Source organism: Hyphomicrobium denitrificans ATCC 51888 (assembly GCF_000143145.1).
Lineage (GTDB): Bacteria > Pseudomonadota > Alphaproteobacteria > Rhizobiales > Hyphomicrobiaceae > Hyphomicrobium_B > Hyphomicrobium_B denitrificans.
Map to the genome: position 1 here is coordinate 3207202 of NC_014313.1, position 14128 is coordinate 3221329.

9 protein-coding genes are annotated in these 14128 nt (G+C 61.9%); 7 read left to right on the forward strand and 2 right to left on the reverse strand.

Translation table 11 applies throughout. The features are described from left to right. Nucleotides 1–70 precede the first annotated feature (70 nt). Nucleotides 71–721, reverse strand: coding sequence for an FHA domain-containing protein (locus HDEN_RS15535; protein WP_041921697.1), 651 nt, complete (start codon nucleotides 719–721; stop codon nucleotides 71–73). Between the two features lie 233 nt (nucleotides 722–954). On the opposite strand from HDEN_RS15535, the gene HDEN_RS15540 reads away from it, so the two are divergent. The 7 genes from HDEN_RS15540 to prmB all read left to right on the forward strand — a co-directional run bounded on the left by HDEN_RS15540 (nucleotide 955) and on the right by prmB (nucleotide 11196). Beyond that, nucleotides 955–3288: a serine/threonine-protein kinase gene (locus HDEN_RS15540; RefSeq protein ID WP_013217097.1), complete on the forward strand. Its 2334-nt coding sequence runs from the start codon at nucleotides 955–957 to the stop codon at nucleotides 3286–3288. Between the two features lie 94 nt (nucleotides 3289–3382). After that, on the forward strand, nucleotides 3383–4786 hold the full coding sequence (locus HDEN_RS15545) for a cytochrome ubiquinol oxidase subunit I (protein WP_013217098.1): 1404 nt from the start codon (nucleotides 3383–3385) through the stop codon (nucleotides 4784–4786). A gap of 4 nt (nucleotides 4787–4790) precedes the next feature. Beyond that, nucleotides 4791–5807, forward strand: a complete 1017-nt coding sequence (gene cydB, locus HDEN_RS15550) for a cytochrome d ubiquinol oxidase subunit II (RefSeq protein WP_013217099.1) — start codon at nucleotides 4791–4793, stop codon at nucleotides 5805–5807. A gap of 128 nt (nucleotides 5808–5935) precedes the next feature. Next, nucleotides 5936–7096, forward strand: a complete 1161-nt coding sequence (locus HDEN_RS15555) for a thermonuclease family protein (RefSeq protein ID WP_013217100.1) — start codon at nucleotides 5936–5938, stop codon at nucleotides 7094–7096. Nucleotides 7097–7600: 504 nt separating this feature from the next. Then, the gene (locus HDEN_RS15560; protein WP_013217101.1) at nucleotides 7601–8896 is read left to right on the forward strand and encodes a DUF2541 family protein; all 1296 of its coding nucleotides are present in this window, start codon (nucleotides 7601–7603) and stop codon (nucleotides 8894–8896) included. 225 nt (nucleotides 8897–9121) lie between these two features. Further along, nucleotides 9122–10225 carry a fatty acid desaturase gene (locus HDEN_RS15565; protein ID WP_150103281.1) on the forward strand — a complete coding sequence of 368 codons (1104 nt, stop codon included), beginning with the start codon at nucleotides 9122–9124 and terminating at the stop codon, nucleotides 10223–10225. Nucleotides 10226–10248: 23 nt separating this feature from the next. Next, nucleotides 10249–11196 carry a 50S ribosomal protein L3 N(5)-glutamine methyltransferase gene (gene prmB / locus HDEN_RS15570; RefSeq protein WP_013217103.1) on the forward strand — a complete coding sequence of 316 codons (948 nt, stop codon included), beginning with the start codon at nucleotides 10249–10251 and terminating at the stop codon, nucleotides 11194–11196. A 19-nt stretch (nucleotides 11197–11215) separates the two neighbouring features. Here prmB and HDEN_RS15575 read toward each other — a convergent pair whose 3' ends face one another. Further along, a complete protein-coding gene (locus tag HDEN_RS15575) occupies nucleotides 11216–14071 on the reverse strand; it encodes a phosphoenolpyruvate carboxylase (RefSeq protein WP_013217104.1) in 2856 nt (951 codons plus the stop codon). Between the last annotated feature and the right edge of the window lie 57 nt (nucleotides 14072–14128).

Sequence of the window (14128 nt, forward strand, 5' to 3'; positions counted from 1 at the left end):
TGATGCCGTGCTGCGGAATTCGTGCTTCAACGCGAGAACTGAAACTCAGAACGGGACCGAAACCAGCGGCTCAAGCGGAGCCGGAGCGAAAACGCAGCTTGCCGGGTCCGAGTTCAATCAGATCGCCGTCATGCAAGCGCGCTTCACAGCAGCGCCGTCCGTTGACGATCAGGCCATTGCTTTCGACGCCCGACAAATCGGTGATGTGCCAGTCGTTATAGTCTTCGCGATAAATTGCGGCGTGATAACGGTGAACGGCCTTGCTCGCGATACGAATGTCGTTGTCATCCTCACGACCGATCCTGAGCATGTCGCCCGAAATCGCATAGCGCATGTTCTTGCCGCGCGACGCGATCTCGACAAATGGCTGGTGTACGTGCGGAGCGGCTTCGTCATCCAGTTCGGCTTCGGGTTCGCCGTCATCGTGACCGGGGCGATAGAGGCGGGTTGCATCGGCCGGCATGCGAACTTCGCGGATAACGCGAAAGGCAATGGTCAGAAGCGGGAAGCCGATGGCAAGACCGAGCCCCAGCATCAACGCCGGAGCGACGCGATAGCCTTCGACGATCGCGGCTTTCGTCGCACGCAGTCCGCGCGCGCCCGCGTCAAACACAAATGCCGGTGCAAACCGCTGAGCCGAAGGGGCCGAGAGGAGTACAAGGACGACAGCCGAACCGGCTCCAATCGCCCACAAGCCCGATCGCACCTGCGTCGATCTCATGATTTAAGCCCGAATCGCGTTCATGCACTCTGGTGCAGGGATGGCGGCGGCAACATGGCCGGAAAGCGACACCGTAGAGATTTATTCATCCCGCGTTCATCGCCCGTCGAGACGCCATATTCTTGCGTCATGGGAGCGAAGCAGAGACAAGGGAGCCGGGCTGGTCTCTCAACGTCCACGACGCCAGCACGCAGAGAATAACAACCGCAAGCGCGATATCGCGCGTGGGGATCATGACGCAGCTTGTCGCTTTACCTGACGGAACCGAACTCGCGGGCGATTATAAAATCGTGCGCGTGCTCGGCGCGGGCGGGTTTGGCGTCACATATCTCGCGGAAGAACCCAATCTCTCGCGGCAAGTCAGCATCAAGGAATATTTTCCGAGCGATTTCGCGAGCCGGACCGACAATCTCGAGGCAAACCCGCGCTCGGCGGGCTCGACGAGCGATTACAATTGGGGCCTCGACCGCTTCGTCGACGAGGCGCAGACGCTCGCGAAGTTCAATCACAGCAATATCGTCAAGGTGCATCGCGTCTTCCGCGCGAACAACACCGCCTACATGGTGCTGCACTTCGAGGAAGGAAAAAATCTCAAGACGTGGCTCAAGGATCTCGGCCGCGCGCCGCGCCAGAAAGAACTCGATGCGATCGTCGGGCCGCTGCTCGATGCGCTTGAGATCATTCACAACGCCGACTTCCTGCATCGGGACATCGCGCCCGACAACATCATCATTCGCACCGGCGGAGATCCGGTGCTCATCGATTTCGGCGCGGCGCGCAGCGATATCGCCGCGCATTCGAAGACGAAGACGGTCTCGGCTCTCGTCAAGCCGGGTTACAGCCCCTACGAGCAATACGCGGAGACGAGCCGCCAGCAAGGTCCGTGGACCGACATCTACGCGTTCGCGGCGACGCTCTATCATGCGGTGACCGGCAAGCGGCCGCCCGATACGCCGTCGCGAATGCTGAAAGACGAGATGGTGCCGGTGCGCGAAGCGGCGCTCGGCGGATATCGCGGCACATTTCTCGATGCCATCCAGCAAGCGCTGACGCTCTCGGTCGACGGACGTCCGAAGTCGGTCGCAGCCTGGCGCGGCGCGCTTCTCGCTCCGGAGCCGCCGAAGCCCGGCATCTTCCAACGCTTCAAAGAGAAGACGGAAGTTCATCGCCGCAAGGACGAGGAAAAGCAGGCCGCCGAGGCCGTCGTGAACACTGTCGTTCCGCCGCCTCCGGACGTTCCGGGGCCGAAGGGCGGGCTTCTCGATTTCTTCGACGCGTTGAAGCAGCCCGCGGAGGCCAACGCGCCGGTCGCGGCCGCGCCTCCGGTTGCGAAGCCTGTGGCCGCAAAAAAACCTGCCGCCGAGAAAGCAAAGCCGGAAAAGGCGAAGCCCGAGAAAAAGAAGGCGCCGGAGAAGAAAGCTGCCGCGCTGCCGCCTCCACCGCGCCCGGCGCCCGAGAAAGTGCGGTCAAAATCCAAGCTCAGGCCGAAGCCGGACGTCGGCCGTCGTCCGCTGACGCGCGGTCTCAAATCGAAGATCATCATTGCTGCGGCGCTCGCAGGCATCGGCTTCGCATTCAGCGATCGCATTCCGGAAGTGCTGCGGGTGCAAGAGTCGCGAATAACGACCGGCGCGATCGGCACATCCGCCACGGCCGAACCCGTGCTCAAGCAAATCGCCGAGATCAAGGCGCACGACGCGCCCATCGAAGAGTTGGCGCTGAGTGGCGACGGCCGATTGGTTGTCACGAGTTCGCATCAGCCGGAACTCAAGATCTGGTCGTTCGATTCCCGTCAGCTGAAAGGCGTCGTCGCACTCGAAGATGGGCCGGCGACATCGCTCGCGGTGCGCAACAATCGCGTCGTCACCGGGCACGCCAACGGCGCCGTCGCGATCTACGATCTCGATAGTCAGCGCCGCCTTTATCGCTTCAAACGCAACGACGCGCGCATCTGGGCCGTGACCTTCGTCGGCTCCGAAGAACGCGTTGCCGCCGCGAGCCATGACTGGATGCTGGCGATCTGGGAAACGGCGTCGGAAAGCGCGCCCAGCGCCATTCTCGAAGGTCACGAGAACGCGGTGCAGGCGGTGGCCGCCGATCCATCGGGACGCTGGATCGCGTCTGGCGGTGCCGACCGCAGCGTCAAGATCTGGAACGTCGAAACGCACGACGCTCGGCGGACCTATCGCAACAATTCCGATTTCATTTCAAACCTCGCGTTTTCGCCCGATGGCGCGACGCTCGCGGTCGGCAGCCTCGACGGCACCATCAAAGTGCTGTCCGTCAATTCCAATAGAGTTCAGCGCGCGTTTGCAGGCCAGAACAAACGCATCACTTCGCTGGCGCTCGCGAATGGCGACGACATGCTGGCGTCCGCCGACGAAGGCGGCAACGTACGCATCAGGAGTCTGAAGCGCTCGCGTCAATTGCTCGCCTTGCCAGGACTTGCTTCCGGGGCCAGAACGGTGGCGTTTACTAATGACGGCCGCACTCTATTGACTGGCGGCCAAGACGGCGCCGTGCGGCTTTGGTCGCTCCCGGATTCCCAAATTGCCCAGGGCAACTAAAGCCCAATCCTTAAACATGGGCGCGGAGCCTCGACGGCGCGGACGGTTGGCGGCATGATGCCGCCGCAATCGAGTCGCCGGAGGACCCCCGCTGATGGACGTCGATGCCATTCTGCTCGCACGTATCCAATTCGCCTTCACAGTTACGTTTCACATCATCTTTCCGAGCTTTTCGATCGGTCTAGCGGCCTTCATCGCGACGCTGCTGGTGCGCTGGCGTATGACCGGCGAAGATCATTTTCACCGGCTCGCCCGCTTCTGGACCAAAATTTTCGCTGTTTCTTTCGCGATGGGCGTCGTCTCCGGCATCGTCCTTTCCTATCAATTCGGCACCAACTGGGCGAAATTTTCGGTCGTCGCAGGAAACATCATCGGGCCGCTGCTCGGCTATGAAGTGCTGACGGCGTTCTTCCTCGAAGCGACGTTCCTCGGAATCATGCTGTTCGGCTGGCAACGCGTGCCGCCGAACCTGCACGTCCTGTCGGCGATCCTGGTCGCGATCGGCACGTCGTTTTCCGCATTCTGGATTCTGTCCGCGAACAGCTGGATGCAGACGCCGGCGGGCTTCGAAATGAAGGATGGCATCGCCTATCCCGTGAGCTGGCTCGAGATCGTTTTCAATCCGAGCTTTCCCTATCGCTTCGCGCACATGTTTACCGCTGCGTATCTGACGACGTCGGTCGTCGTGCTGTCGGTCGGCGCGCGCTACCTCGTCCAGGGCCGCTTTCTCGAAGAAGCGAAGACGATGGTGCGCATGGGGCTCGGCATGGTCGCGATCCTGGCGCCGTTGCAGCTTGTGATCGGTGACGCACACGGCCTCAACACCGCTGAACATCAGCCGGTGAAAGTCGCGGCGATGGAAGGACATTGGGACGGCAGCAAGCCGGGTGAGCTTCTGCTGTTCGCGTGGCCCGATGAAAAGGCCGAGAAGAACCATTTCGAGATCGGAATTCCGCATCTCGCGAGCCTCATCATCACGCACAGCTACGATGGGCTCTTCAAGGGCCTCAAGGATTTCAAAGCCGAGGAACGGCCGCCGGTGCTGCCGGTCTTCTTTGCGTTCCGTGTGATGGTCGGCGTCGGGCTGCTGCTGATCGCGATCGGCTTCGTCGGCACTTTCCTGTGGTGGCGCCGGAAGGTGTTTTCAGCGCAATGGTATCTCAAGCCGCTGATCTACGCGTGGCCGCTCGGCTTCATCGCGATCGTCTGCGGGTGGTGGGTGACCGAAACCGGACGCCAGCCATACCTCGTCTACGGAATTCTGAAGACGATGGATGCGGTGTCGCCCGTCGCGTTCGGCGCGGTGCTGACGACGCTGATCCTGTTCGTGCTCATCTATACGAGCGTGTTCTCGATGGGCATTCTGTACATCAACAGGCTGATCGATAAGGGGCCGGAAGGCAAAGCGATTGCGCCGGAAGGCAATGCTTCCGTCGGCGCGCGTCCGATCGCTGCCGCGCAGGATGCGACGAGAAGCGCGCTCGGATCGGAGGATTAGGATCATGGATACGCTCGCTTACGCGCTGCCGCTGATCTGGGCCGCAATCCTCGCGACCGCCGTGACGCTTTACGTCATCCTCGACGGGTTCGGGCTCGGGCTCGGCATCCTCTTCCACTTCGAGCGCCGCGAAAGCCAACGCGACGTCATCATGAACACCATTGCGCCGTTCTGGGACGGCAACCAGACGTGGCTCGTGCTCGGCGGCGGCGGCTTGCTGGCGGCGTTTCCGAAAGCCTATGGCCTCGTGATGTCGGGGCTCTACATTCCGATCATCGTGATGCTGCTGGCCCTCGTCTTCCGCGGCGTCGCGTTCGAGTTCCGCTGGGTTGCCAAGCCGCGGCAGGAATTCTGGGACCTCGCGTTCTCGTGGGGGGCGGTGGTCGCGACGTTCGCACAGGGCGTCGTGCTCGGCGGATTGCTCCAAGGGCTTTCCACGGAGGGCGGACATTTCTCCGGCGGCACATTCGACTGGCTGACGCCGTTCTCGCTGTTCTGCGGCATCAGCCTGCTCGCGGGTTACGCGCTGCTCGGGACGACGTGGCTCATCTATAAAACCGACGGCGATCTGCAGGAGTGGGCGCGCGACAGCGCCAAGATCGCGCTGCTGGCCATGCTCGCCGCGATGGCGATCGTCAGCCTGTGGACGCCTTATTCGGTGCCGCGCATCGCCGAGCGCTGGTTCACCTGGCCGAATTTCCTGATCTTCGCGCCTGTTCCTTTGCTGTCGCTCTATGCTGCGTGGCGCTGCTGGCAGGGCATCGAGAATATCGGCAAGGACGCCGAAGCGTTTCTCTCGGCTGTCGCGCTGTTCCTGCTGGGATTTGTCGGGCTGTTGATTTCGAACGTGCCCTATCTCGTGCCTGGCGCGCTGACCGTGTGGGAATCCGCAGCGGCTCCAAGCTCGCAGCTGTTCATGCTCGTCGGAACGCTCATCATGTTGCCGATCATTCTCGGCTACACGATTTTCGTTTACTGGACATTCCGCGGCAAAGTGCGGGCCGGCGAAGGCTACCACTGATCCGGGGTTAACCCGGCAAAACCGTTCGCAATCCGTCGCGAGATGTGGGCATCCACGCTCGCGACAAAGGACTGCCATACTTCGTTCCAAAATATTGGCACGCGAATCGCGTGGGGAGGATTGCCGGGATGTTCGGCTGGCGCAGGCGCAGCGAAGGCTTCGAATGGCGGGAATACGTGCGCACGACCGTTCTGGTGCGGCGCGCCGATCGCCAGCGGCGTATCGAAGATGCCCGGCTTGCGGCTGTCGAGAAAGTGAAGAATGCCGCCGATGCCGGGGCTGAAGCGGGCCGCGCCAGCGCGTCGTTCGTCGGTTCGCAGTTCTCGAAGATTCTTTCGATCATCGTCGAAGCGCTTCTCGATTTTGCAGCGGCCGCGTTTCATCTCGTCACGCGCTGGTCGAGGTTTGTGTTCGCAGTCATCGCCGATGCGTTTCGCGCGCTGGCCGGGCGCTTCGGCATCGCGTTCGGCGACGCCTTGAAACGGCCGGCGGATGCGGTGCGCTCGAAGGCAAGTCTTCTGCCGGACATCGCGCGGCGATCGCCGGTCAAGCCTCGCCACATTGCAGGCGCGGCGGCGGCTCTCGGTCTGATTTATTTCGGCGCTCCAATGCTCCGGAGTGCCGATGGCATTGCCGTTGCGGAATATTCTCCGAATCGTCCGTCGCAGGTTTCAGTAAGCACCGAGTTATCGGGCCGCGCGATCGCGATTGCGGGCAACCTGATGCGTGTCGATGGCGTGCTGGTGCGCATCGCGAATGTCGAAGTGCCGGAATCGCGCCAGCCCTGCTATCGCGCCGATGGCCGGCGGTGGAATTGCGCGGCGGCGGCGAAATCCGGGCTTGCGCACGTCGTTCGCGGGCGGCGCGTCACCTGCACGCCATCCGGCTCGGGGCAGGACGCGAGCGGATATGTCTCCGCGCAGTGCACCGTCGGCGATGCGGACCTGGCGGCGGAGTTGGTCCGCAACGGCTACGTTTTTGCCGTCAGCTCGTTCTTCAGTTCGCTCGGTAGCGAGGAAGAGGCGGCAAGGTCCGCGAAGAAAGGTATTTGGCAAGGCGAAATCCAGCGGCCGCAGGAATGGCGGGATCAGCAATGGCAGGACGCCAAGCGCGGAGCGCCCGACGGCTGCCCGATCAAAGGCTTCGTGCGGGCGTCATCCAAACTGTATACGCTGCCGTGGTCAGCCGATTACGACCGCGCGAAAGTTCGTACCAACAGGGGCGAACGCTGGTTCTGCAGCGAGGACGAAGCGAAGGCCGCCGGCTTTCAGCTCTCCAGCCGTTCGTGAGCGACGTTGGGCCCCCAAAACAAAAAGCCCACGGTCGGGGGAAGACCGTGGGCGTCAAACGTAGAACCGGCGCCAAAAGGGAATGGGACGGCGAAAGCTCTATCTCGCCTACTAAATCCTGAGATGGCGGCAGAATTCAAGCTGTCGCCGGAACTGATTCGTACTTTTAAGTCAAGGCATCTCTATTTTGCCCGCGCCGTTGGCAAAACTGCAACGTTGTTGTTTCAGCCCTTGGAATCGCTTTCCTTCCCGCGCCGGACTCCTGGCGCGAAAGCCATCCAGGCCCCTTAAACCGGCGCGCGCGGCTCTCAAGATAAATGAGTCGTGGGCCCTAAGTCCCCGGCGCGCGGGTATAAAGTTTGTGTTGCAGATTCACACCATCGAGCAGCGGAACGCGTGGTGGCAACAGGGAAATGGGTTCGGCCCGCTGCCATTTTGACTCTTCAACGCTAAAGTGCCCGCGCGATCGGGGCACGGGCGTTTAGGAACCAGAGGGGTCAAGTTATGTTTCGTAGACTGGTACTGGGGCTATCCGCAGTCCTGGCGATGGGGATGTTGTCGAGCGCCGACGCGCGACGCTGGCATCGTTACAACCAGCATCACAACAATCAGCTCATCGTCGTTGCCGAGTCGGACGTCGATCTTTCGCTCGACCGCTATACGATCGACGTGCGTCAAGCGAAGGGCGCCTACAAGGGCATTCGCATCAAGAACTCGATGGGCAAGCTCTTCGACATCCGCCGCGTCGAAATCGTCTACAGCGACGGGACGGTCTGGAGCGAAGACCGCCAGATCGACATGTACTGGGGCGAGCGTAGCCGTCCGATCAATCCGACGTACGAGAGCCGCTTCATCGATCAGATCAAGATCACGCAGGAACCGGGATACGGACGCGGCCGCCTGCAGATCATCGGCATTCAGGACCGCGACGGCCGCCGCATGGACCGTGCGGGCGGCGATGACGGGCGATATTCGGACAATCGCGATCGCTCCGAGCATCTGGTGTCCAGCCGCCGGGATCGCGGCGATGATCTCGGCGCCCGTCCGACGGTGCCGGTTGCCACTCCGGCGACTCCTGGCCAAGCGACAGCCGGCGGCGACGTGTTGTTCGGCGCGCAATACGTCGGCTTCCTGACCGACCGCGACGTCATCCGCGTCGGCAACGAGGTGGGCAAATTCGCGAAAATCCGCCTGCGCGTTCTCGATAACGACATCCACATCAGCGAGATGAAGGTCGTCTACAACAACGGCGAGAGCGATGCGCTGGCCGTCAACGCCGACATTCCGAAAAACTCGCGCACGAACTGGATCGATCTTCGCGGCGATCGCTTCATCAAGGAAATCCAGCTCGTCTATCGCTCGCGCCCGAATTTCAACGGACAGGCGCGCATCGAAATCTTCGGCCGCTACGCTGCGGGCTGGCTTGGAGCCAACGGCGAAGGACGCAAGTACAATCAAGGCTGGCTGCTGCTTGGCGCCCAGACGGCCGGTTTCGTCGGCTTCGACAAGGACATCATTCCGGTTGCCAGCAACGAGGGCGGGTTCCGGCGCCTTCGCGTAACGGCGCGCGACCGTGCGATTACCCTTAACGAGCTCAAAGTCGTCTACACCGACGGGTCCGATGAGACGGTTCCGATCCGTACACGCGTCGACGCGGGCGGCACCTATGGACCGATCGACCTCGGCGCTCAGCGCCGTCAGCCGATCGACCACATCGAAGCCAAATACCGTTCTCGCTTCTTCGACTCCTCCGCCAAAGGCAAGGGTTCGGCGATCGTCGAGATCTGGGGCCAGCACTAGGGCCATGCTCACATAAAAGACATAAAATCGCTATTGAGGGAGCCGGAAACGATCGGCTCCCTTTTTTGCAGGTGCAAACACGGAGCCCACGGTCAGGATCGTGGACGGAAACGCACGCAATTTTTCTGATCGTATTGTCAACGCTGTTTTGCGACATTGGATGAATATGCTACCCGACATCTACGAGTGGACGACTTTCCGATCCACTTTGGGGGGACCGACGTCTTGAACCTGAGCCTCAAGCAGCCGCTGCGCGCGGAGAGCCGTGCCGAACTCGATCCACATGGAGCGCGACTTGGCGCGGTGGTTCCGGACGTCATGCCGGAAAGCCAGAAGCAGCGCGTTCGCCGACTGGCGGCTCATTGTCAAACCTATCGTGGCTCGGTGCCGCGACTCGCAATTCAGCAGCTCGTCACAACTTTGGTGCCGCTCGTTCTCGTGATCGGGGCCATGTTCGCGACCGTCGAGCATGCCTATTGGGCGACCCTGCTTCTTGCGCTGCCTGCCGCAGGGCTTCTCGTGCGCGCTTTCATCATCCAGCACGATTGCGGACACGGCTCGTTCTTCGCGTCGCGTCCCGTCAACGATTTCGTCGGACGCTGCATGAGCGTGCTGACGTTCGCCCCATACGGACTATGGCGGCGCGAACATGCCCAGCATCACGCGACGTCGGGCAACCTCGACCGGCGCGGCGCGGGCGATATCGACACGTTCACCGTCAGCGAATATCTGGCGCTGCCACTGCTGCAGAGATTGCGCTACCGCCTCTACCGCAATCCGCTTTTCCTGTTCGGCATCGGCGTGCCCGCTTACTTCGTCATTCTGCAGCGCTTGCCGTGGATGCATGCGCTGCCGCCGAGCCAGACTTGGCGCAGCGTGCTCGGGCTGAATATCGGCCTCGCGCTGTTCTACGCACCGCTGTTCTACTTTTTCGGATGGAGCAACGTGCTGTGGGTCGGCCTGCCGGTGCTGCACATCGCGTCCGCCGCTGGCGGGTGGCTGTTCTTCATCCAGCATCAATTCGAGGAGACGACCTGGGATAAAGCCGAGGGCTGGGATTTCCAGGTCGCGGCGCTGCTCGGGTCGTCCTACTACAAGCTGCCGCGCGTGCTGAACTGGTTCACCGGCAATATCGGCCTGCACCACATTCATCACCTGAACAGCATGATTCCGAACTACCGCCTGATGGCGTGCCTGAACGCGAGCCCGGAATTGCAGTCGATCAATCAGCTGTCCTTGCGCGACAGCCTCAGATGCGCGCGCCTCAAACTCTGGGACGAAACCGAGCGCCGGCTGATCCGGTTCGATGAGCTGCCGGCAACGCGGTAACGGGTTATCCGGCACGGGATGTCATGACCGACCGCGCCCCACAGCCGACAGACGAACTCGTTTCGATCCGGGATTGGCTGCGGTACGCCGTGACCGCGATGACGCGCGCCGGTCTTGTGTTCGGACACGGGACGGAGACCGCTGTCGACGAGGCGGCATTTCTCATTCTCTCGACGCTTGCGCTGCCGATCGACGACATCAATCCGTGGCTCGACTGCCGCCTGACGCGGGATGAACGATCCGCACTCAGCGACATCATCGGACGCCGCATCGAGACGCGCAAACCCTCAGCCTACCTGACGAACTCCGCCTACATTCAGGGGCGCAAGTTCTACGTCGACGAACGCGTGATCATACCACGGTCATTCATTGCCGAACTGATCGCGCGCGATGGCCTTGGATCGATCGTGCCCGACGCGGCCCAAGTCGGACGTGTGCTCGACCTCTGCACCGGCTCGGGTTGCATCGCGATCCTCGCGGCGGAAGCATTTCCCAATGCCGAAATCCACGCGAGCGATATTTCCGATGACGCGCTCGCGGTTGCCGCGCGCAACATTCGCGACTACGGGCTGGACCAGCGCGTGCGTACCTTCAAGGTGGACCTGTTCGACGGGCTGCCCGCCGGCTCGTACGATCTCATCATATCGAACCCGCCTTACGTTGCGGCTGCCGAGGTTGAAGCCTTTGCGCCCGAATATCAGGCCGAGCCGAAACTCGCGCATCTCGGCGGCGTTGACGGCCTCGATCTCGTCAAGCGCATCCTCGACGGCGCCGGCGAACGCCTCGAAGAACAGGGAAATCTGATCGTCGAAATCGGCACCGGGCAGGACGCGCTCGAAGCCGCACGTCCGGATCTGCCGTTTCTCTGGCTCGACACCGAAACGAGCGCAGGCGAAGTGTTTGCGCTGAACGCCAGCGACTTCAAACAAAAGCGCGGCGACCAGGGCCGCCGCGCCAGAAAAAGCAGCTAACGCACAATCGCGCCTCGGGTCAGCCGAAGGCGCCGAAGTGATGCGAGATGCCGGTGCCGATCTCACGCACGAACTCGTACGAATTTTCCATCGGCGTCAGGATTTCGGTTTCGAGACGTCCATAGTCGTTCACACCGCGCGGACGATAGCTTGCCGGCTCGTTGAACTCGTCCTTCTCGTCGATCTTGCGGTTCGAGTGCGGGAAGGCCTTGCGCAACACCGCGAGCACGTCGGGAATATCGAGGCCGAGCGCCATTTCGAGAACCTGCGTATGCGACAGGCCATCCTGCGGGGTGAAGCGCGGGAGCTGCGCCGCGAGGATAAAGATGCGCATCATCACCGCAAGACGAATAGCTTGCAGAAGATCGAGTTCCAGACGGTTCTCGTCCGGCGTCATGCCGTCCTCGATGTTGAGGTCGGTGAGGATGGCATGAAGATCGATCGCATCGAGACGCAGAAGATGCACGAGCTCGGCGATGTCGCTTTCGCGATCGTCGGGCAAGAGATGCGTCGCCAGCGTGCGGAACGCAGAGTTCAAAGCCTGCTCGCGGCCCCATGAGGCGCGCGCCGCCCAGAACCCCGCGTCGAAAATCTTGGCGTTGGCGCCCATCGCGTTGAGGCTCGAGATGGTCTTGGCGTGCGCGACCATCGCCAGCATCGACTGCAGGCGCTTCGACGAACGGGCGAGCTTGTTGAAGTGATCGACCTCGCTGCCGACGGCGATACCGAGACCCGCGACGACGTTCGCGAGATATCCGAACTGCTGCAGGATCGCATTGTTCGGGATCGCGCGCATGCGCGCCGGGTTGCCACGATCGGACGTATGCTCGCCCTGGCGCTTCACCGGCCGCGATCCGGTCTTGAATAGCAGGTTCGCGCCGAACGCGCCGAGCACGGCACGATAGCCGTCGTGAGCGAACAGCTTCTGCTGGAATGCGCGCAGGCGAAGGAAGAAGTCGAGGTTGAAATTCTGCTCGGTATAGAACGGATCGATCGTCTCTTCCGGGATCTCGCCGTCCATGACGACGGTCGCCAAAGCGCGGGTGGTCAAGGCCCGATTGCCGAAGGTCATGTAACCGTCGCCGCCCTGGAAGCTCGTTTCGTGCTTCACCGGAATTTTGGCGTCGGCGAAGCGGCGGCGCGACTCGTCCGTCATCAGATAGTGCAGGCGCTGATGCAGGTCGCCCGGATGCGCACCGCGCCCCATCGACTCGCCGTGCGTCGAGAAGATCAGCGTCTCGACGTTCTGCAGCTTCGCCTTCGCGACCAGCGCCGACAGACTGTCGTAGTAGCGCTCGATCGCCAGCGTCGCCGGAATTTGGCCGATGAAGCGGCCGGCATCCGAGAAGCCGGTCTGGATGCTCAGACGCTTCCGGCCCTGAACGTAATCGCGATAGGTGTCCTCTTCGACGAGGCGCTCCATGATGCGCGCGCCGTTCTCGAGGCCCGACGGCGTTTCGAACAGCGGCGAAATATCGGTGATGTGATCGACGCCGAAGAGCTTCGCAAAGAAAACCGCGATCAGGATCGTTGCGGGCGATTCCGCCTCGGCGATCAGGAAGCGGATCGGCGTTTCGCGGTCGACATGCTTCTGGATTTGCGCGGTCAATGCGAACTGACGTATCGCCGTCGCGGTCTCGAGATCGAGTGTCGAGAAGTTGACCGTTTCCTGCGGGCAATTCTTGATCATATCGACAATGCGCGCCAGCGACTGACGCTCGGTCAGATCGCGCGTCCAGGGCTCGTGGACGTAAGCGCGGAAGGCGTTGTTCAATTGCAGCGCGTTGATGCGAAGGTGAATGTGCGACGTGCCGAGCCCGGTCGCGGCGACGAGGCCCGAGAGCGCAGCGATAGCGCGCTTCACCTGCGGAGCTTCGACGGAATCGATCAGCTGTTCGAACAGCGTCTGCAGCGGCTCGACCGTCAGCAGGTTATAGCCGTCGGACTTGGTGATGACGTTCGCCGCTTTCGTGAGATAGTCGTGGTCGTTCTCGAACTGCTCGATCGCCTTGATCTGCTCGTCGACCGCGGCAATGCCGAGATCGAGCTTGCCGACGATCTGGCGTGCGATGCGCTGCGGGCCGTCGGCGTCGTCGAGCTTGTGCTTCAGGACGACGAAGCGCTCGCGAATGTCGGCGAGAGCGGCGCGCTTTTCGAGCAGGCGCACGTGGAACGAGAACGTCCAGGAAATATCATTGCGGCCGTCGAGGTCGTAGCCGACCCAGGACGCCATCGTCGCGAGCTTCGGGCGCAGCTTGAATGCGGCCTCGCCGAACTTCTGCGACGAGACGCTGAAGAACGCATGCAGCAGCTCTTCATAAGCGTTGCGCAGATTGCGGATCGCCTCCTGCACGCACTTGTGCTCGTGCCGCAGCGTCAGCGTTTCCTCGGGGCGATGCGGAATGCCGATCTGAACTTCTTTGGCTGACGGGTCGGCGACGGCGATTTCGACCATCCGGCGATAGAGCGCATCGGAGAGTCCAAAGGTCGGATGCGCGGTCATGACGATGCCGGTGCGCGCGCGCGACCAGCGCTGCGCGAAGGCTTCAATCGAGCCTGCGGCTTCGTTCGCCGTCTTTTCGACGTAGGCAGTAAAATCTTTCAGCGTCGTCGCCTGGTCGACGTAGCCGACCTTGTCGCGCAGCCGCCGGGCGCGGCGCACGCAGGCGCGGTCCATCAGGCGGCCGGCGAGATTCTTGACGGCGTCGAAGGTGATCGCCTGCGATTCAAGACGCCGCGACAGATCAAAGGCGACGTTGAGAATAGGATTGAGCGAGGGATTGTCCGGGATTTGCGTCCTCAGACGCTTCAACTCTTCGATCAGCGCGAGTTCGTCGAGTTCAGCTGAATGTTCCACGCGCGTCGTATCCTGCATCCACAAGCCTCCGCGTTCCCGGAGCGGGACCGCGTTCAAAACGTAAGATCATTTGGC

Coding starts and splice junctions, on each gene's coding strand:
- cydB (WP_013217099.1), top strand. CDS start 4,791: ATGGATACGCTCGCTTACGCGCTGCCGCTGATCTGGGCCGCAATCCTC.
- HDEN_RS15560 (WP_013217101.1), top strand. CDS start 7,601: ATGTTTCGTAGACTGGTACTGGGGCTATCCGCAGTCCTGGCGATGGGG.
- HDEN_RS15575 (WP_013217104.1), bottom strand. CDS start 14,071: ATGCAGGATACGACGCGCGTGGAACATTCAGCTGAACTCGACGAACTC.
- prmB (WP_013217103.1), top strand. CDS start 10,249: ATGACCGACCGCGCCCCACAGCCGACAGACGAACTCGTTTCGATCCGG.
- HDEN_RS15535 (WP_041921697.1), bottom strand. CDS start 721: ATGAGATCGACGCAGGTGCGATCGGGCTTGTGGGCGATTGGAGCCGGT.
- HDEN_RS15540 (WP_013217097.1), top strand. CDS start 955: ATGACGCAGCTTGTCGCTTTACCTGACGGAACCGAACTCGCGGGCGAT.
- HDEN_RS15555 (WP_013217100.1), top strand. CDS start 5,936: ATGTTCGGCTGGCGCAGGCGCAGCGAAGGCTTCGAATGGCGGGAATAC.
- HDEN_RS15545 (WP_013217098.1), top strand. CDS start 3,383: ATGGACGTCGATGCCATTCTGCTCGCACGTATCCAATTCGCCTTCACA.